Below are 19,784 nucleotides of genomic sequence, written 5' to 3' on the forward strand. Positions count from 1 at the left end.
GCTTCTGACCGTTTCTTATTTAATAATGTTTCATAACCCGCTCAATCTGGCGCTCCTGCTCACGTTTTTTAATATCATTCCGTTTATCATACTCATGTTTCCCTTTAGCGAGTCCTAATAAGACCTTTGCAAAACCATGTTTCAGATAAACCTTGAGCGGAATTAAAGTTACCCCTTTGGCACTCATTTCGCCAGCTAACTTTTTGAGTTCTTTCTTGTGCAACAAAAGCTTCCGATTACGTAGTGGATCATGATTAAAAATCGTTCCATTACTATATTCACTAATGTGAACGTTCATCAACCATAATTCACCATTGTGAAATTGGGCGTAACCATCTTTCAAATTAATTCGCCGGGCACGGACTGACTTAATTTCCGTACCCGTGAGCACCATTCCGGCTTCATAAGTCGCCATCACTGCGTAATCATGACGAGCTTTTTTATTTTGCGCTACTAGGTTATCATTTGGCGCCTGGTGCTTTTTGCCAGCCATCCAATCACCTCTCTTTTAATGTCGCCGTTTACGATCGTGTTGGTATTTGTCACCACCATGACGGGTTTGCCCACGGTTAATTTGTCGATTATTCCGGTGACCATTATCACGACCACCCTGGTGGTTATTACGGCGTTCATGACCTTGATGATGGCCACGGCCGCGTCCATGGCCATGACGACCATTATCACGGCCGACGCGCAGTTTGGTTACTGGAGCATCCTCTGGATTAACTAATTCAAAATCAACTTCCCTTTGATCCTTGTCAACCCGCAACAGCTTGACTTTTACCGGCTGACCAATCCGGAAAATATGATGATTACTTCGTCCAACTAGGGCCATTTGCTTTTCAACATATTCATAATAATCATCATTCATTGCGCTAATGTGAATCAGCCCTTCAACGGTATTCGGTAATTCAACAAACAACCCGAATTTCATTACGGAACTGACCACTGCCTCAAAAGTTTCCCCAACGTGGTCTTCCATATATTCAGCTTTCTTCATACTGTCAACGTCTCGTTCAGTATCAATTCCACGCCGTTCAGTAATCGAAGTATGTTCCGCAATTTCTGGCAAGCGATCACGATACTTAGCCTTAGCGCTTTCACTTGTACCGTGTTCACGGTACCACTTAATCAAACGATGAACGGTCGTATCTGGATAACGCCGAATTGGTGAAGTAAAGTGCGTATAGTATTCTGCACCCAAGCCGAAGTGCCCCAATTCATCCGCAGAGTATTTCGCCTGCTGCATGCTCCGGAGCATCATAACTTGAACCATTTCTTCCTCAGGAGTTCCGGCAACTTGTTTCAACACCCGTTGCAGCATTTTGGGTTTAACATTATTTAAGTCACCCTTCATTTCAATCCCAAGAACACTTAGGAAGTCAGCAAAGTCCTTAATCCGGTCACCATCTGGCTTTTCATGAATCCGGTAAAGGAATGGCACGTGAAGATGATCAAAATGTTCTGCTACTGTTTCGTTGGCCGCTAGCATGAAGGACTCAATCATCCGTTCAGATAATCCCCGCTCACGCAGTTGGATATCAGTTGGGTGTCCCGTTTCATCAACAATGATCTTTGCTTCTGGTGCTTCAAAATCAATGGCTCCCCGCCGGTGACGGTGCTTGAACAAGATGCGATGTAGTTCCGCCATTGTTTGGAACATTGGTACAAGTTCTTTGTACTGGGCCTTCGTTTTCTCATCATTAGCTTCTAAAATTTTGTTAACGGCCTTATAGGTCATCCGGGCATGTGATTTGATAACACTTGGAAAAATATCATGCTTTAAGATATTTCCTTGCTCATCAATTTCCATTTCACAAGACATTGCCAACCGTTCCTCATTTGGATTCAAGGAACAAATACCGTTGGATAATCGCCGTGGCAGCATGGGAATAACACGGTCAGTCAAGTAAACCGATGTCCCCCGTTTAAAGGCTTCTTCATCCAATGGCGTACCTGGTTGGACGTAGTGACTTACATCTGCTATGTGAACCCCTAAGTGATAGTGCCCATTATCCATCTTCCAAGCTACAACGGCATCGTCAAGGTCTTTGGATTCAATACTATCAATTGTAACTAACGGCTGCTTAGTGATATCCTTACGACCTTGTTTCTCCTCTGGAAGAACCTTCAACGGAATTTTATTTGCTTGCTCCATTGCTTCCTTAGGAAATTCATGCGGAACATCATGAGCATAGACCACAGATAGAATGTCAATTCCCGGTTCATTTTTATCACCAACAACCTCTGTTACGGCCCCCGTCATCACCGCCGGTGCATCCGCACTTGGGTATTCAGCAATCGTTGCCGTCACAATTTCTCCATCTTGCGGGTGGAGTCCTTGATCAGATACATAAAATTTAAGGTGGCTCAATTTTTTATCTTTGAGAATAATCTCACCGATATAATTCCCCATCGTCAGATTTTTGAACTCACCCACCACATGATCATAATGGTGATCCAAAATATCAGCAACCGCGCCTTCCGGACCCTGTCCAGAACGCGGATCACCGGCCCGCAAAATTTTAACTTGAACCTCGTCACCAGATAATGCATGCATGGTGTGATCAGGGTTAACATAGATATCCGGTAATGTTTCATCATAGGCTACAAAACCAAATCCCTTACTATTACCATGGAAAATTCCGGTCACCAGTTGTTGTTGAGGAATAATTTTAAATTCTCCTCGATCAGTAACTTCAACCTTCTTTTCCCGTTCCAACTGCGCGAGCGCTTGTACAATCGGAGTAAAATCTTCCGCTGAATTCATCCCCAGCTTGCGGGCAATCTTTTCCGCAGACAGACTGATGGTCGGATTGGCCTGTAAATCTTCTAATATTTTTGTTTTTAATTCAGTCATATTATTCCTTTCTAATGAAGTTAGATAAAACAAAAGGCTGCGAAACAACTCCCGTCATTTCTCAGCCTCTCCTGTGTTTTTCTTTAATGCGCCGAAACATAGACCAGTGCCAATGCCAAAATAAAGAACAGAGCACCAACAATGGTTGTAACAATTTGCATTACGGCTTCAAAGCCACGAGCTTTTCGACGTGAAAATAGATCACCAGCACCACCGGTTAAGGCTGACATGGCGTCATTATCATTCTTTGCTGGCTGCATCATAACACATGCGATCAAAACGACGCAGTCAATTAAGAAGAGGGTCATTAACATACTTTGCAAGGTTCTTCCTCCTAATTTCCCACATTATAACTATTCAATGATACCATACTTTACTACTCTTGACTAGGTTGTTCATGCTGATGGGCAGCTTGATTAATTAAGCGCTGGTTTTCTAAGTGATGGTGACCCGTCAACTGAATCACCAAGGTATCCCCTACTTGAAGCTTGGTTTCACCGTGAGGAACTAATTCTTCCTCACCACGATAAATGCCTAGAACTAAACTGCCGGTTGGCCATCCAAAATCCTTAATCAGGGTTCCATCCAGTCGGGACCCCGCAAAGATTGAAACCGTCATTTGAGTGATACCCGTTAATTCTTTTCGTGGGCTACGGTGAATAAAATTGTTAAACATCGCCATGTAAACTGGCAGGCCCCCTAGAATATCATTCATTACGTACGCGGTGACCGCTACTACTGCCAATGGCATCAGATGGGTCATCGAGCCAACCATTTCCGTAATTAATAAGATGGCGGTAAACGGCGCTTTCGAAATACAAGCAAAATAACCCGCCATGGCATAGATAGCGTAATTTCCCAAGTATTCTTTAGGGACGAAGCCGAAAGAAACTAGCGTAGCACAATAGCATGCACCAATGACGGCCCCAAGCGTTAAGATTGGCAGAAAAATCCCTCCAGGAATTTCAGAACCATAGCTAACCATGGAAAAAGCAAACCGTAATAGTAAGAAACCAAATAATAATGGAATGGATAGTGGTAATTTTGGTAAAGAAATAATTAAATTATTTCCACCACCAAGTGTAACTGGCCAATACCACGCGATTGGAATAACCAGTAAAAACGGTATTACCGGGTACCAGCTAGGCTTAAACCACTTTATTTTACGACTCCAAGTACCTAAATGAAGGATCACGTATTGATAAACTCGCCCCAGGATTCCTAAAAGCAACCCCAGAATAATTAAATGGATATACTGATTTGCTGGAAAAAGAACCTGATGTGGTAAATCAAGGTCCGGCCGTAATCCAAAGAAGGTCATTGAAACCCCATTGGCAACAACGGCACTAATAAATACAGACAGCCAGACGAGCGGTGAAAAGTTATGATAAACCTCTTCCAAAATAAACATTGAACTCGCAATCGGTGCATTAAATGCAGCTGATAAACCTGCAGCCGCACCAGAAGCAATCCCAACCCGCCGCTCAATTTTAGTAACGTGATTATGTTCCGCAATTCCTTGACCAATGGTGGCTCCCAACTGAATTGAAGGACCTTCTCGGCCTAAAAATAGGCCGGAACCAATCCCCAGAATACCACCAACAAATTTTCGCCAAAGAACCGGCCACCACTGCTCATCAAACTGTCCTGTCAATTGTCCTTCCACTTGGGGAATTCCGGATCCCTTAATGTTTGGATTTCTTTGAGACATTCTCCCCAAAAGCAAAGCAATAATGACGGAACCGATTACCCATGGAATTAACCAAATTGGCTGATGATGAAAGAAATTAAAACAGGCAATTACCAGTGTTAATCCATGCTGGATTGCGGAGCGGAAGACACTCACAACTAATCCAGTCAGGATTCCAATGGCAATTGCCCGACCAATTTGACGAAGATTACTAAAGTTTAATTTTCCAAAATGTAATTTACTCAACATTGCCACTCCAAAATTTTCATTCTTTTAGAGTGTACCACATTCATTAATGACTTGCTGATTGATCTTCCTTATGCCGCACTAGGTAAACGACCGTGGCAATAACTAATACCGCAGCACCGACAATCACCGAAATTCTGGTATCGGGATTGATGAACATAAAGATAACAATTACAAAGAGCATTAGGAACGCAAAGTAATTAGATAGTGGATACAAAGGTAATTTAAAGGGATGATTCTCCATGACATCGGGATTATTATGACGGAATTTTAATTCAGCCAATAAAATCACAAACCATGGCACCATTCCCGGTAGAACAGAAGAACTAAAGACAACCACAAAAAGGTCAGAAGTAGACTTGCTAAACATTGTAGCCACCATGTTTAGAATGAAGCCAATCAAGATCCCACCAGAAATTCCCAAAATAGCTGCATCCGGGACAATGCGCTTGGAAAGCCGCCCAAAAATCTTTGGAGCATCTCCTTCATGTGAAAGCTTAAAAAGCATCCGACTGGAACTGTAAATTCCTGAATTAGCACCGGATAAGGCAGCTGTTAAGACCACAAAGTTAATAATCGAAGCTGCGGCAGTAATTCCAACCTTGGCAAACGTCGAAACAAACGGTGAACCAACCGCACTTAGCCGGTTCCATGGATAAATCGTCACAATCACAAAAATAGCCCCAACATAAAAAATCAGAATCCGTAATAGAACGGATTTAACCGACTTAACGATCGCTTTTTGCGGGTTTGCAACTTCCCCGGCCGAAATTCCCAATAATTCAATTCCTTCATAGGAACCTACAATAATCGACATTGAGAAGAAGAAACCTTTGACACCACCAGTGAAGAAACCACCGTGAGCCCAGAGGTTGGAAAAACCTGTGGGGTGCCCGCCATTGCCAAAGCCAAAGAAAATCACCATGAAGCCCAGTAGGATCATCATGATAATCGTGACCACTTTAATCATGGCAAACCAAAATTCAAGGGAGCCATAGGCCTTTGCACTAGCTAGGTTTGCTAGAACTAAGAAGATAATAATTACAATTCCAGCAAACCACGTGTGTAAATGTGGCCACCAATATTTTAGATACTCAGTTGCTGCGACCACTTCAGACATCCCAACAACAATATATTCAAAAACATTAGCCCATTTTGCAAGGTATCCCGCCAACGGATGCACATACTCAGTAGCATAATCAGCAAATGATCCGGTCCCAGGATTGATATAAATCATTTCACCGAGCGCTCGCATCACGACATATAAAATTAAGCCAACAAAGGCGTATGCCAATAACACTGATGGACCGGTCCACTTAATTGTCGAGGTAGAACCCATAAATAGTCCAACCCCAATTGCACCACCAAGCGAAATCATTTCCATTTGTCCAGCCGTCATTGTTCTTGACAATTCTGGAGCATCATTTTTTGCCATTGACCGATTCACTCCTTCAAATAATTTCTGGAGTTATTATAAATAAGCTTAAATAAAAAATCAATGAGAAATTCTTAGCTGAATTTCATAAAAAAAGGACTGAACAAACAATGTTCAGTCCTTAAAAACTAAGTTTTTGCTTTAATTAACGGTTTTCGATATCTAACTTAGCTTGTTCGCTTAAGTTGTAGAAGGAACGAATTCCCTTGTACTTAGCAACATCGCCAAGGTTATCTTCAATCCGCATTAATTGGTTGTACTTAGCAAGACGATCAGTCCGGCTCATTGAACCAGTCTTGATTTGGCCAGCGTTCGTAGCAACAACTAAGTCCGCAATGGTCGTGTCTTCGGTTTCACCAGAACGGTGAGAAACAATTGCTGTATAACCAGCTTCCTTAGCCATTTCGATAGCTTCAACAGTTTCAGTTAAGGTACCGATTTGGTTCAACTTAATCAAGATGGAGTTAGCAGCACCCATCTTAATACCCTTAGCTAAGTAATCAGTGTTAGTAACAAAGAAGTCGTCACCAACTAATTGAACCTTCTTACCAAGCTTGTTAGTAATCGTTACCCAGTCATCCCAGTTGTTTTCATCAATTGGGTCTTCAACAGATACAACTGGGTACTTAGCAATGATTCCTGACAAGTAGTCAATCCATTCTTCAGTAGTGAATTCTTCACCAGTTGACCAACGAAGCTTGTATTTCTTGTCATCGTCATTCCATAATTCTGAAGCAGCAACGTCAAAGGCAATTGCTACATCCTTACCAGGCTTGTAACCAGCATCCTTGATCGCCTTGATTAAGAATTCAAATGGTTCTTCGTTGTTTGCAAAGTCAGGAGCAAATCCACCTTCATCACCAACAGAAGTAACCTTACCGGCAGCTTCCAATTCTTTCTTTAAAGCATGGAAAGTTTCAGAACCCATCCGAATGGCTTCACGAACAGTTGGAGCACCAACTGGCATGATCATGAATTCTTGGAAGTCAACCTTGTTATCAGAGTGTGCACCACCGTTGATAACGTTCATCATTGGGGTTGGCATTACATGAGCATTGAAACCACCAAGGTAGTTGTACAGAGGAACTTGAAGTTCGTCTGCAGCAGCCCGAGCAGCAGCCAGTGAAACAGCCAAAATGGCGTTAGCACCTAACTTACCCTTGTTAGGGGTACCATCTAACTTGATCATTGCCTTATCAATCGCAATTTGATCAGTAACTTCCATTCCCACGATTTCTTTGGCAATAACGTTGTTAACGTTAGCAACAGCCTTTAAAACACCCTTGCCGCCAAAACGGTTCTTGTCGCCATCACGAAGTTCAACAGCTTCGTGTTCACCAGTAGAAGCACCAGATGGAACGATTCCACGACCAACACCGCCAGCTTCAGTGTAAACTTCAGCTTCAACGGTTGGGTTACCACGTGAGTCAAGGACTTCACGAGCATAAATATCTGTAATAAGTGACATTGTATTTCTCTCCTCCAGAATAAATTGGAAAGCTCTATGCTTACAGCTACCATTGTATTATTTTGTGAACCCTAAAACAAGTCTAAATAATTAGTGGTTTACCAATTTTAAAAAGCTTTGCGGATCTAGACTAGCTCCTCCTGCTAGGACGCCATCAATGTCCTGACTAGCCATCAATTGATTGATATTATCACTGTTAACGCTCCCGCCATATAAAATTCTTACATTATTTGCAATAGTATCACCATACATATCAGCGATGGTTTGGCGAATTAGATAACAACCTTCTTCTGCTTGATCTGGATCCATGCTTTCACCAGTTCCAATTGCCCAACTCGGTTCATAGGCAATGGTCACCTTATCTACGTTTTCCGGCTTTAAGTCTTTTAAATCAGCTAAGATTCGACTAACTACCCAATGGACCTTTTTTCCTGCCACTCGGCGACCCATCGTTTCATCACAACAAACAATTGGGCAAAGGCCTGCATCTAATGCGGCATGCACCTTTAGATTAATAAGATGGTCTGTCTCGTTAAACAATTTCCGCCGTTCTGAGTGGCCTAAAATCACGTGGTGAATACCCGCACTGTACAGAGTGGTGGGGCTAGTTTCACCAGTAAACGCTCCCGCGTCTTGATAATAGCAATTCTCCGCAGCAATCTTTAATGGTGTTCCTGCTGCAGCCTTCACCATTGGCACAAGAGCAATAGTTGGTGCTGCCAACACTGTTTCTTGAACGTCCGGGTTTGGTAAATGATTCTTTATTTGATTCACAAATTCTACGGCTTCCTCAACCGTCTTATTCATCTTCCAATTTCCAGCAACAATTGGCGACCTCATCATCTAATCCCCCATTCTTAGTAATTAATAAAAAGATTGTTTTACCAGAATTGACATTACATAAATGGGTTCCAGTGCCCGGCCAAGCCGCACTCTGGAACCCAATTTGTGCTCATTCAATAGATTTATTTATCAGAAATTGCATCAATGCCTGGCAGAACCTTACCTTCAAGGTAAGTTAATGATGCACCACCACCAGTGGAAATATGGCTTAATTGGTCAGCAATTCCTAATTGCTTAGCTGCCGCAGTAGAGTCACCACCACCAACAATTGTGGTTGCGTCGCTCAGGTTACCTAAGAACTTACCAATAGCCAGAGTTCCCTTTGCAAAGTTTGGCATTTCAAAGACACCCATTGGGCCGTTCCAAACAACGGTCTTGGCATCCTTCAAAACATTTTCAAACTCTTTAATTGACTTTGGACCAATGTCTAAGCCCATCCAGCCATCAGGAATATCGCCTTCAACCACTTTGGTGTTCGCGTCATTATTAAAGGCATCAGCAATCACACTGTCAACTGGAAGAACCAGCTTATCGCCAGCCTTTGCCATGATGTCCTTAGCAACATCAATCTTATCTTTTTCAACTAATGAATTACCAATCTTAATGCCCTTTGCAGCAAAGAAGGTGTAGGCCATTCCACCACCAATAATAATCTTATCAGCTTTGTTCAACAGGTGATCAATAACTCCAATTTTATCGGAAACCTTGGCACCACCAAGAATAGCAACGAATGGACGAACTGGGTTGTCAACAGCGTTCCCTAAGAACTTAATTTCCTTTTCCATTAAGAAACCAACCCCGGACTTGCCATCTCCAATATTTTGGGCAATTCCAACGTTAGAAGCATGTTGCCGGTGAGCAGTACCAAAGGCGTCATTAACGTAAACATCACCAAGCGAGGCCCAGTACTTACCCAATTCAGGATCGTTACCGGATTCACGCTTAACATTTTCACCATTCTTAACATCTTCGTAACGGGTGTTTTGAACCATCAAAACATCACCGTCATTCATGTTGTTAATAGCATCCTCAAGTTGTTTACCTTCAGTTACTGGCACAAAAGTAACTGGCTTATTTAATAGATTGGAAAGCCGTTCTGCAACTGGACGCATTGATAAACCAGGCTTGTCTTCTTCCTTCTTAATCCGTCCTAAGTGTGAGAACAGGATTGCCTTACCATTATGATCAATTACATACTTAATAGTTGGTAATGCCGCCACGATTCGGTTGTCGTCACCAACAACTCCATCTTTAATTGGCACATTAAAGTCAACCCGCATTAATACTTTCTTACCTTCCAAAGGTAAGTCTTCGACAGTCATTTTTGCCATAATTAATTCTCCTCTTTCTGTCAAAAAGGTGGGCGGAGTTTCCTCCTCCCACCTTTTAATTAGTACTTAGTTTTTGCTTACAGAGTAGCAAAGTGAAGTAAAGTACGGATCATGTTTGAAGTGAAACCGTATTCGTTGTCGTACCAAGCAACAGTCTTAACTAATTGTGAACCATCGTCACCTTCCATGATTTCGGTTTGTGATGGATCAAATACGGAACCGTAAGTTGAACCGATAATATCAGTTGAAACGATTGGGTCTTCAGTGTAACCAAAGGCATCATTGCCATCAGTTGCCTTCTTCATTGCATCGTTAACTTGGTCAACTGTAACCTTCTTGTCAAGAATTGAAACAAGTTCAGTTAAGGAACCATCAACAACACCAACCCGTTGTGCGTGTCCAGAAAGCTTACCGTTTAATTCTGGGATAACCAGACCAATGGCCTTAGCAGCACCAGATGAGTGAGGAATCGTGTTAACACTTGCAGTACGGTTGTTACGCATCTTCTTACCACGAGGACCATCCAGGATAGCTTGAGTAGAAGTGAATGCGTGGATCGTAGTCATAGTACCAACCTTGATACCAAAGTCCTTGTTAAGGAAGTAAGCCATTGGTGCAAGACATGAAGTAGTACATGAACCAGCAGAAACGATCTTGTCATCCTTCTTAAGAGTATCCAGGTTAACACCAGGAACAACAGTTGGGATGTTACCAGCAGGTGCAGAAATCAGGACACGCTTAGCACCAGCGTCTAAGTGTGCTTGTGACTTTTCAGCAGAAGTGTAGAAACCAGTACATTCAAGTACAAAGTCAACACCATCATTCTTAACCCAAGGAATGTTCCGTGCATCACGTTCAGCGTAAACTGGGTATTCCTTACCATCAACAACAATACCAGTGTCGGTAGCAGAAACTTCACCAGGGAACTTACCATGAGTTGAGTCATACTGCAAAAGGTATGCAAGCATTGCAGGAGTAGTCAAATCGTTGATGGCTACAACTTCAATATCCTTAGCACCCAATTTGTGAATCCGACGGAATGCTAAACGACCGATACGGCCAAAACCATTAATACCAATCTTTACAGTCATACTGCAAATTCCTCCTTTAGGAAAACATATAATTAAATGTACGTTATTATTTTAACACTGAAAATTAGATTGTACAGTTCAAAAATTAACGCACATTTCCAACGCCCTTTATGATAACTGATTATTAGCAGAATGTCCATAATACTGCTAATTCCCCAACTAAATTTGAAAAAACTATTGCAATTTGTTTCCTAATTCGATAAGATATTATTTGTTGTTAAGCGCCCTTAGTGTAATGGATCGCACGTGAGATTCCGGTTCTCGAGATCAGGGTTCGACTCCCTGGGGGCGCATTAACTTTGCCCAAGTGGCGGAATTGGCAGACGCGCAACGTTCAGGTCGTTGTATGGATTTCCATGTACAGGTTCGAATCCTGCCTTGGGCATAATTAAACCCTTTCGGGGTGTTTCAAAATGTCTTAATCGTTGGTATTAAGGCATTTTTATTTTTGCCAAAACACCCTAAAACACCATTATTTTTAAATTCTGCTACCAAACTGCTACCAAAATTGAACATCAAAAACCGCTTCTAACCAGCGCTTAGGCCACTTTCATTTTGAAGGTGGTTTTATTTTTGCTACCAACTGCTACCAAAATATGCTCTATACTGTTTATTTGTGTTCTATCTACCTATTATATGGACTTGTTCGCTAAACATTTAACACCACAAAACAACACTGATTAATAACCTTGCTCCATGATTGCATCAAACAGGGCGGGATAAACTTGTTTCAATTGGCTACCAAACTCTAATAATGCTTCTCGTTCGTGTACATAGTATTGTGACTTGCTAATATTCAGCATTTTAATCACGGTATTCCCTTGCAATTGTTCCAGATACCGATATTCGATTAGCTTTTGATGGTCTGTAGTGCATCCGCCAACCGCCTGTTCAATTGCTAGAAAACACTTTAAACATTGCTTACTTTCCGCCCTACGGTTTTTAATTTCACGTTTCGCCCATGCTCCAGACCGCAAGTAGATACTACGATAATCAATTCTAAAAAAGCCCCGCAAACTGCGGATGATGGTTTTACTATCCATGCTGTTACCCCGTATAATATGAATTAGGGTTTCATTCGGGATATTCTCGGTATTAACAGCGCTAGTCAGTTTGACTTGTGCTGTTTTTATTTTGCTATTATCATATATCAATATGCGGGGGTCGCCCTCGTGATGGCTTTTTGAGTTCTGTATCTAGTGATACAGGGCTCTTTTTTGTTATCAGTGCAAAATCTGCAATTATTGCACTGATACGATAATCATTGTACCAATTCAAAAAACACTATCATTTGTCAGCATTCTACCAACATAATTAAACATCATAAGGGCTTCTGTGTTTGCCGTTAATCAATGAATCTAATTAGTTCCGTTTGTATGCAAGATTGCTATTTGTATGCAAGATTGCTATTTGTACGCAATCATTCTATTACAGACGTTAATTACCAAGTTTCACTAACACGGATGTTATTACCTTATCATTTCTTAGACCTAGCCCCCCTACCCTAAAATTTTTTAAATTACCGCTTGCGTACAAGCTAACGGCAATGTGTGCGCTCTTGCTGTCAGCAGATACGGGGCGGGGTAAATTAAAACGGTAACCATCCACCATTAGATAATTACCGTTGATTATTTTCTGTTCCTGTGCAAAGGCAATTAGTGCGTCTAAATCATCAATGCTTGCGTATTTGCGGATGAATGTTCTAGCATTTGACCGATACTGATACAGGCGGTTCTTTTCGGTGTGTCGTTTCTCATAGCGTCTAGTAGCGTTCATTTGTGCCTGACTAACCATGTTTAACCCTCTTTTCGTGTTCTATGATGTTTAAATATATCTTGTGTAGTGATAGATTTCTGATATAATTATATATGTAAAAGGCGTTAGGTGATGTCAGCACCTAACGCCCGATAGTCTACTCAGTTAGTGAGAAACGTCCTACTTAGGGCGTTTTTTTATTACCATAAACACAACATAAACTACCGTAATTAATACAGTAGCAAACAGCTTACCGTTAGAAATAGTAAGCGTGATTGTTATGTTCACAATAACAGCTCTCCACTAATTGAGTAGAAACAAAAACTAAACATATTACGTCGCGCCCCTGTCTACTCGGATTGATGTAGACGCTGACGCAGTTTAATGTTTTGTAGACTATCTTGGTTCTTGGTAGGCTCATGACTTCCTACCGCCAACCTGATTACATTTTATAGCTATCATACATATAACACAACGCAACAATTAAGCCGTTAGTCAGCAATTGACCAACGGCTTTTTAACTACGATTGTTTAGAAATGTCAACATTTTTCAACGGAAAAAATACCAGCTTAAAAAGCCCCTATTATTGCTCTAAATTGCGCTTCATTCATCCGCTTAATGCTGATGAATCAACAATCATAGGTCACCAGACAAACACAATCATATTTAACTACTAATAGAAAAACAAATACATGTTTTGCGAGGTTGTTTTATCGGAACCTATGCACCATGTAAACCACCGCAACAATCAATAATAAAGCGCCGACTTCGTACGGTAAGAACTGACCATCAAAGAATAACAGCATTACTAACATCCCCCCCATTTTTAACAACAATTAACAACATTCTTTTAACTATAAACATCCCCGATAATGTGCAATTTTGTGCACGTTATTTTAGCCAGATCACTGTTATATCAGCATTTCAGAATTGGACAAGGTACGGAACAGTTTTATTTGTTCTTAGTTTGTGACCTAATACCGATGTTCTTATAGGCGGTAGTTACTTTATTTTGATAGTAACCAGCATAAAAACGATGATGTTTTTGGTAGACAAAACCGAGTAGTTGCATGTTCTTTTTGAATTGACGGTTGCCTAATGGGGTAATCCCTTGCTGGTCACAATATTCTAAATAGTATTTATAGACCGTTGCGCATGGTGCATATAACCGCCGATTCTTAACCACGTTCGGGCTATAAACAAACTTAACTACATTCTTATCCGCTTGATCACGGTTTCTAATTCTGAAATAATTATCTTTCTTGTGTCGGCTTGCATCGAACCATTGCGATAAAGTCCGATGGTTCATTACATACCGCCCTTTATACCAGCCCATGCGATCCCTCCAAACTTATTTAAACTATTAATTAAAGAGTTAGGTCAACTAACCAGCCTAGTTCTTTTAACTATCTTTTGAACTGCGAAAAAATGAATTGAATAAGTACCCCTAGCAGCAAACCAAAAACTAAATTATTAACCATGTTTGTACTTATCATTTCCACCTCACAAAATACTTCACCTTTTCCGCCTAATGTTCCTTTAATTACAAATGATCAACACTGATACAACGCTCTTTTCATCACATCAGCATTTGTCGGTGTAGCCATGCTTCAAGCGGATGGACTTAGTGTTTATATTCCACCAATACATAACCCATTACCGCCAAAACTACAATGATCAGCATTGCTATGTTGGTACGCCAATAGGCTTGGTCTAGTGTGATATGAAAGGCGTTAGCAATTAAGCGGTAAAACATCCAATCGTCGAAACTATTTAGAATTGTCATTTTATTACCTCTCTTTTTTTAGGGTGTATGAACTGCCTGAATTCTTTTTTAGGGTGTCTGAATTGTCATCTTTTTTTATGATGCGCCCTTACCGCCCTTATTAACTGCTGACAAACTTAAACATGATTACAATTTAACTACGCCCGTTGCTGACAACAAGATAAGGGGGCTTTTTATTATGTTCTAATTCTCATTTTAAGGCTCTCTGACCAATTCTAGTGGTTACACGATTTTATATTAGTTCCCTGATATCCGCTACATAGCAGGGCAAAATTTGAGAATTAGCAAGGTAAAAGCGTAACAGTGTTTTCTTTTAGTCATGATTGTTAGGCATCCGACCTTGTGTGAAACACCTCTGTTACTATCTCCGCTACTATCTCTGTTACTACCTTTAACACTATCTCTGTTACTAAATCTGTTACTGCTACTACTTACCGTTGACAGTTGTAGTAATGTGATGCAACTATGCATCAGCTATATCCAGCTATCTAAACAGCTATATCGTGCATTTATCACTTCGGTCAACTCAATTAGGACAACTTGTCCGATTGCATAACATCAAGGGTTACGGATGTCAGTAGTGATAACTGTGTGCTTATTAGTGGTGTTATCAGTGTACTTAACAGTGTAGTTAATGCTGTATATGCCTCTGTACCTAACGATGGTACTAAACAGTACCAACATAGTTTACAAGGTGGTTTACATGTTAGTTGTCATGTTGGTTTACAAGATAGTGTACATAGACAAATACTGTCAGATAAGCAATAAGGGGTGTTGATTGATATTTCAACGCCCCCTTACTCCAGCATCTTCACCGATAACGGATTCCCCATGAACGGCTTTTCAGTCAACGGCTCTTCAGTCGTACTAGTCAGAGTACGACCTTATTTCTCGTTGTGACCATCAGGGAACAACCTTATTTTTTGTCCAGCGACCTTATTTAAATACTTATTATTGGTTGTACTAAATGTCACCCCCCAGTTGTACTATTTGTCACCCCCTGCTGTACAAAATGACACCCCCTGTTGTACTATTTGTCACCCTTAACTTGAAAATTAAATACCGTATTTAAAATAATAAATACCTTAGTAAATTTTATTTACTTCGTTAAAAAATTCGGGAACTTCTTTTTCTGATTGATAATTAATGTTAAGTTCTAATGATCTTTGATGATTCTCACTTGGTAAGTAGAATACATAACTTTTTTGGTACAATTGTTTTAGATTCCGTTTGATGGAACGTTCACTCAGATTCAGTATCAAAGCCATTTTTTGGTTAGACAAGGTGCTTTGACGTTTCCCATTCTTGAAAGCATCATCATATATTAGACTACAGATTATAGCTTCACGGTAGTTCAAAATCCCCCGTTGAACATCATTCAATATCTGATAAGGAACTGATAAATATGGTTTCTTGTTCCTTGCCAACGGGAAAATTTGCCAATTGGTTTTACCATCAGCATGATTATATTCAACAGCGACCCACCCTAAATTAGATAACTCTTGCACTTGTCTGCTAATGTAATCAACACCGCAATTCTGATACTCCGCAAGGGTTCGTCTACTTGCGTTAATTGTTTTGAATTTACGATTAAGCGCCAATAATTTTGCATACAAGATAGCTGATGATGGTTTACTACTTTGAACTAACGCCAACGGCAATTTGACTATGGGCGTTTTTAATTTTATTCCTTCTCCGTTACTCATAATTTATTCGCCTTATCAATTAACTAGAGCTCTAAATTCTGATAATATGAATAAAGCGAGCCAACTAAAAGCCCGCTTTATGAAAATATTTTTTCAAGTCGTTCCTGCTGTTTGATGTGGTAGTTAGTCAGCATGAACGGCTTTTTTTGTGTCCTTGAATTGATTGTAGTAATTCTGTTTCAAACGTTCCGCCCTCATCATCATCGAAAGTCCAGAGGTTCGGATGTTAGTGTAAGTACGCTGCAACTCCTCTTCGGTGCTGATCAAGTAATAGCCGTTATCCATTCCAATAGGGACACCCTCATTGGTCAAACGGGCAATAATATTACTAACGGCTCTTACATCAACCCCTAAGGCATCCGCAACCCTGCTTCGTGATATGGGGTTCTCTGAACCATAAGGTAGTAGCCTTAATACCTTACGTTCGATATTGGTTTCACCTTTGACTGCTTGCTGGTCAATCGTCGGCAAATTGAATAATGCTAATTGCTCCTCACTCATTCGTTGACCCCCTTAATTTCAATTCTCCAGTGCTTTTTAAACCACCTTAGTATTTCTACAACATGAACTGCTAAAACAGCGTACGGGCTTAAATACGCCCCGATAATCACGTTTAAAATGATCCAGAGTAGCAAAGCACCATTCTTTGTCAGTTCAATATCCATACATAAATTTAAATCATTCCGTATTTGTGTTCTCATCATGTCCACCCATTCAAATACATAACACTGCGCTGGTTAGCTATGGTTATTAATGACTATGTTTCTGACTGCGTGACTTGACCCATTGCTCTAAATCAGACTTGGTAAAACGGTAGCTACCACCGATCACGGCAACGGGAAAGTCATCGTATTCTTTGATCCATTTATCAAGGGTTGCCCGTCCACATCCAAGAAACTTTGATGCTTGCTGTTTGTTAAGTACAGCAGGGAACGGATCAACTGGTTTATAAGTTTTCATGCGCTCCGTCAATGCGTCTTGTAAAGCGCTGTCGGGAATGGTAAAAGTAAATTCCATCTTCGATTGCCTCGCTTTCTAACTAGCCCCATCTTGTAAAGAACTCATCTAGTGAAACCGTGATAAGTGGATGCGCTTTGGGCTCCAGTAGCTTGTTAATGATCTTGATTGCTAAATCTATCGTGTGTTGATCGTATCTATTCAGAAACGGGACTTTTGCCCCTCCCGATTGAAAAACATGTAGTACATGCTTTGCTTCGTTACGATCACTTTCAGTTAGTGCAATATCTTTTACATCAATCACGATTAACACCGCCTTATTTTTGAGAACCAACAATTACAAAAGCATCTTTGGTGCGTCTTTCATTAAGGGCAATTTGTAAACCATCATCCCATACCAGAACATGCGAATTGGCAATTGATGGATCAACTTGTGCAAATAAATACCCTTCTCCGGCGTAACTGATCATTTCATTACCCGCAAGCGGTAGGATGCTGTTTCCGTCTACTTGACGATCAGCAAAGATTTTATTTTGACCGTCTTTGTTTTCCAGCAGTTTTGTTAATTCCAGCCCCTTTTTAGTAGCTGTATAAACTGCCTTTTCACAATAAACTTGGTCGCCTTGTGCTAATACAACAATATTTTGCGTGTTTTCCATGATTAAATACCTCCTAGTCTGCTAATGCTTGTTTGAATTCGTCTGTGGTAAGTGAAGCCTTATCAACCAGCCGTGCGCCGTTGGCTCCATCAACCAATAAGTAATGGTTCCCGTAACCGTCTGTCACGGTGTCATAAGGCTTTAATGATACTGACTGACCATCTTTCTTAATCACTTCAGCAACTAACGGCATTTTGTCGGTTGTATCTTCCGTGTGATCAAACATCAAAGCACCAAAGTCATCATCGTTACGGTAAAAGGTGTTTTCAATTCGTAAAGTGTCGTCAAAATCTACACAAACTTTTTTCATCATTCATTACCTTCAAAATTCTAGTATCTGGCATCCGCTCAACGGCGGATTTTTTTGTACGTGCTATCACGAACCCGTTTTTGAAACATTACATGTTGACGTGGTTAATTTATCGAATTAACTAGGTTGCGTCCGTTTTTGCATAGCTAGTTATGTGTTACTCAAAAACCAGGGCTTTTTATGCAAATCTTGCAAATGTTTTTTCTGCAAATCGGTTAGCGGAACTTTTTCGCGGATATTAACCGTTCCGTTATCAATATCACCCTCTAACATGATTAACTGGTCTGCTACGTTGTAAGCCTTACGCTCGGGGTTCGATACATACTTTTCAAACTTGCGGGCGTGTTTCGGCTCATCCGTGTAAATGTGCCACGTTTCTGTTTCACGGTCATAAGTAATAATCGTTTCCCGCTCATTGCGGGGCGCTGTTACTACTTGCCGTTGAATTTCTGTCATTTGCTATTACCTCCTTTGCATCCACTCCAACGGATGCTTTTTATTTGTCCTGAGTTGCAACAACAGTATGATCTTGCATGAACTTATCAATAGCTGACTTGCTAATGCGTTTTGACTTGCCAACTTTAACGGTTGGCAGTCCCTGCTTAATGTAAGTTCGCAAAGTATCTTGGGTTTTAAATCCCATATACTGCATAGCCTCTTTATAGCTTAGATATTCAGTCATAATTACGCCTTCTTTCTCCCGTTTCGGTAATAATGTTATTCTCCCATTACGGGAATGCCAACTATTAAATACCAAAATGGGATAATTCGTGTTAAAGTTTATACGGGTGATTTAGTATGAATACAAACAAAAAGCCCCGCAATAGAATTGCGGAACTTAGAAAAGAAAAAGGGTTAACACTACAACAGGTTGCTGATGCCGTTAGCGTTGGTAATAACACTATCAGCCGTTATGAAACTGGAAAACGTGAGCCAAAACTAGAAACATGGATGAAACTTGCTAACGTTTTTGATGTTCCTGTGTCTTACATTATGGGAACAGATAATATTAACGCTATCAGAGAAACAAGAATATTACACAATACCAGTTTAGGCTCATTAGCTGAAATGACAGGGATTTCAGAAAAAAGGCTCAAATCCATTGAACAGTTTGAAACAGTTCCAACAGTGCAGGAATGGTTTTTAATAGCCGAAGTACTTTGTGTTCCTGTATCTGAAATACAGGGAACCAGAAAAGGAATAAACAATTTTAATTTACCTAATGAAAATTTCATTAAATTAGTCAATGAATTTGACGCAACAAATGAAAAAGGTGAAGTACCAAATATTAGCGGTTCCGAAGCCCATTTTATTGGTACAAGTATAGATGCATATAAACTGCTATTATCGAATTTAATTTCATTAGATCAAAAATATAAAACTGATGTTTATAAAAATTTTCTAAATACCGTTACCACTTTAACCACTCTTTTTGCAATAATTCCCGATAAAGGTAAAAACGAAACAGAAAGAAGAAAAATATATAAACTGCTAACTGACCAACTTTCAGCATTAATACATAATATTGCTAAAACAAAAAGCGGAAAATTATTATTGGATATTAATGAAGAACCATTTAAAACGGATGATAAAGCCAATAACTCTAGTAGTAAAAAGTAATACCCATTACGTCCAAGCGTGATTGA

General features: G+C 40.4%; 21 protein-coding genes and 2 tRNA genes. 3 read left to right on the plus strand and 20 right to left on the minus strand.

Features of this window, described 5'->3' with window-relative positions:
* Positions 1-19: 19 nt before the first annotated feature.
* From smpB to gap, 9 genes are all read right to left on the minus strand, one after another.
* Positions 20-493, minus strand: coding sequence for an SsrA-binding protein SmpB (gene smpB / locus HMPREF0501_RS05720; protein ID WP_006916959.1), 474 nt, complete (start codon positions 491-493; stop codon positions 20-22).
* Positions 494-508: 15 nt separating this feature from the next.
* A complete protein-coding gene (gene rnr, locus HMPREF0501_RS05725) occupies positions 509-2,860 on the minus strand; it encodes a ribonuclease R (RefSeq protein ID WP_040455982.1) in 2,352 nt (783 codons plus the stop codon).
* Positions 2,861-2,943: 83 nt separating this feature from the next.
* Positions 2,944-3,183, minus strand: a complete 240-nt coding sequence (secG, locus tag HMPREF0501_RS05730; RefSeq protein WP_006916961.1) for a preprotein translocase subunit SecG — start codon at positions 3,181-3,183, stop codon at positions 2,944-2,946.
* A gap of 53 nt (positions 3,184-3,236) precedes the next feature.
* On the minus strand, positions 3,237-4,799 hold the full coding sequence (locus HMPREF0501_RS05735; protein WP_040455984.1) for a ClC family H(+)/Cl(-) exchange transporter: 1,563 nt from the start codon (positions 4,797-4,799) through the stop codon (positions 3,237-3,239).
* 43 nt (positions 4,800-4,842) lie between these two features.
* Positions 4,843-6,231, minus strand: a complete 1,389-nt coding sequence (locus tag HMPREF0501_RS05740) for an amino acid permease (RefSeq protein WP_006916963.1) — start codon at positions 6,229-6,231, stop codon at positions 4,843-4,845.
* Positions 6,232-6,376: 145 nt separating this feature from the next.
* Positions 6,377-7,699 carry a phosphopyruvate hydratase gene (gene eno, locus HMPREF0501_RS05745; protein ID WP_040455986.1) on the minus strand — a complete coding sequence of 441 codons (1,323 nt, stop codon included), beginning with the start codon at positions 7,697-7,699 and terminating at the stop codon, positions 6,377-6,379.
* Positions 7,700-7,789: 90 nt separating this feature from the next.
* A complete protein-coding gene (tpiA, locus tag HMPREF0501_RS05750) occupies positions 7,790-8,539 on the minus strand; it encodes a triose-phosphate isomerase (RefSeq protein WP_040455987.1) in 750 nt (249 codons plus the stop codon).
* A 125-nt stretch (positions 8,540-8,664) separates the two neighbouring features.
* Positions 8,665-9,873: a phosphoglycerate kinase gene (locus tag HMPREF0501_RS05755; RefSeq protein WP_006916966.1), complete on the minus strand. Its 1,209-nt coding sequence runs from the start codon at positions 9,871-9,873 to the stop codon at positions 8,665-8,667.
* A 77-nt stretch (positions 9,874-9,950) separates the two neighbouring features.
* Positions 9,951-10,964 (minus strand): type I glyceraldehyde-3-phosphate dehydrogenase, encoded by a 1,014-nt coding sequence (gene gap / locus HMPREF0501_RS05760; RefSeq protein WP_006916967.1) that lies wholly within the window; start codon positions 10,962-10,964, stop codon positions 9,951-9,953.
* Between the two features lie 221 nt (positions 10,965-11,185).
* Here gap and HMPREF0501_RS05765 point away from each other — a divergent pair.
* Positions 11,186-11,257 (plus strand) — tRNA-Arg (locus HMPREF0501_RS05765).
* Positions 11,258-11,265: 8 nt separating this feature from the next.
* Positions 11,266-11,349, plus strand: a tRNA-Leu gene (locus HMPREF0501_RS05770).
* Between the two features lie 295 nt (positions 11,350-11,644).
* On the opposite strand, the gene HMPREF0501_RS05775 is transcribed toward HMPREF0501_RS05770, so the two are convergent.
* The 11 genes from HMPREF0501_RS05775 to HMPREF0501_RS05830 form a co-directional block, all read right to left on the minus strand.
* Complete coding sequence (locus HMPREF0501_RS05775; protein ID WP_040455988.1) at positions 11,645-12,007, minus strand: hypothetical protein; 363 nt, start codon at positions 12,005-12,007, stop codon at positions 11,645-11,647.
* 394 nt (positions 12,008-12,401) lie between these two features.
* Positions 12,402-12,758 (minus strand): hypothetical protein, encoded by a 357-nt coding sequence (locus HMPREF0501_RS05780; protein ID WP_040455991.1) that lies wholly within the window; start codon positions 12,756-12,758, stop codon positions 12,402-12,404.
* 914 nt (positions 12,759-13,672) lie between these two features.
* Entirely contained in the window at positions 13,673-14,056 is a 384-nt protein-coding gene (locus tag HMPREF0501_RS05785) for a primase-like DNA-binding domain-containing protein (RefSeq protein WP_006916969.1), read from the minus strand.
* Between the two features lie 288 nt (positions 14,057-14,344).
* Entirely contained in the window at positions 14,345-14,506 is a 162-nt protein-coding gene (locus tag HMPREF0501_RS09050; protein ID WP_006916970.1) for a hypothetical protein, read from the minus strand.
* 1,085 nt (positions 14,507-15,591) lie between these two features.
* The gene (locus tag HMPREF0501_RS05790) at positions 15,592-16,212 is read right to left on the minus strand and encodes a hypothetical protein (protein WP_006916971.1); all 621 of its coding nucleotides are present in this window, start codon (positions 16,210-16,212) and stop codon (positions 15,592-15,594) included.
* 123 nt (positions 16,213-16,335) lie between these two features.
* On the minus strand, positions 16,336-16,713 hold the full coding sequence (locus tag HMPREF0501_RS05795; protein ID WP_006916972.1) for an HTH domain-containing protein: 378 nt from the start codon (positions 16,711-16,713) through the stop codon (positions 16,336-16,338).
* A gap of 249 nt (positions 16,714-16,962) precedes the next feature.
* A complete protein-coding gene (locus HMPREF0501_RS05805) occupies positions 16,963-17,172 on the minus strand; it encodes a helix-turn-helix transcriptional regulator (RefSeq protein WP_191975865.1) in 210 nt (69 codons plus the stop codon).
* Between the two features lie 314 nt (positions 17,173-17,486).
* On the minus strand, positions 17,487-17,828 hold the full coding sequence (locus HMPREF0501_RS05815) for a hypothetical protein (RefSeq protein ID WP_006916976.1): 342 nt from the start codon (positions 17,826-17,828) through the stop codon (positions 17,487-17,489).
* 13 nt (positions 17,829-17,841) lie between these two features.
* Complete coding sequence (locus tag HMPREF0501_RS05820; RefSeq protein ID WP_006916977.1) at positions 17,842-18,141, minus strand: hypothetical protein; 300 nt, start codon at positions 18,139-18,141, stop codon at positions 17,842-17,844.
* Between the two features lie 147 nt (positions 18,142-18,288).
* The gene (locus HMPREF0501_RS05825; protein WP_006916978.1) at positions 18,289-18,594 is read right to left on the minus strand and encodes a hypothetical protein; all 306 of its coding nucleotides are present in this window, start codon (positions 18,592-18,594) and stop codon (positions 18,289-18,291) included.
* A 40-nt stretch (positions 18,595-18,634) separates the two neighbouring features.
* Positions 18,635-18,820, minus strand: coding sequence for a helix-turn-helix domain-containing protein (locus HMPREF0501_RS05830; RefSeq protein WP_006916979.1), 186 nt, complete (start codon positions 18,818-18,820; stop codon positions 18,635-18,637).
* A gap of 116 nt (positions 18,821-18,936) precedes the next feature.
* Here HMPREF0501_RS05830 and HMPREF0501_RS09020 point away from each other — a divergent pair, with 116 nt between their 5' ends.
* Positions 18,937-19,758 (plus strand): helix-turn-helix domain-containing protein, encoded by an 822-nt coding sequence (locus tag HMPREF0501_RS09020; protein WP_006916980.1) that lies wholly within the window; start codon positions 18,937-18,939, stop codon positions 19,756-19,758.
* The last annotated feature ends 26 nt before the right edge of the window (positions 19,759-19,784 follow it).

The sequence above is a fragment of the Limosilactobacillus coleohominis 101-4-CHN genome (genome assembly GCF_000161935.1).
GTDB classification, from domain to species: Bacteria; Bacillota; Bacilli; order Lactobacillales; family Lactobacillaceae; genus Limosilactobacillus; species Limosilactobacillus coleohominis_A.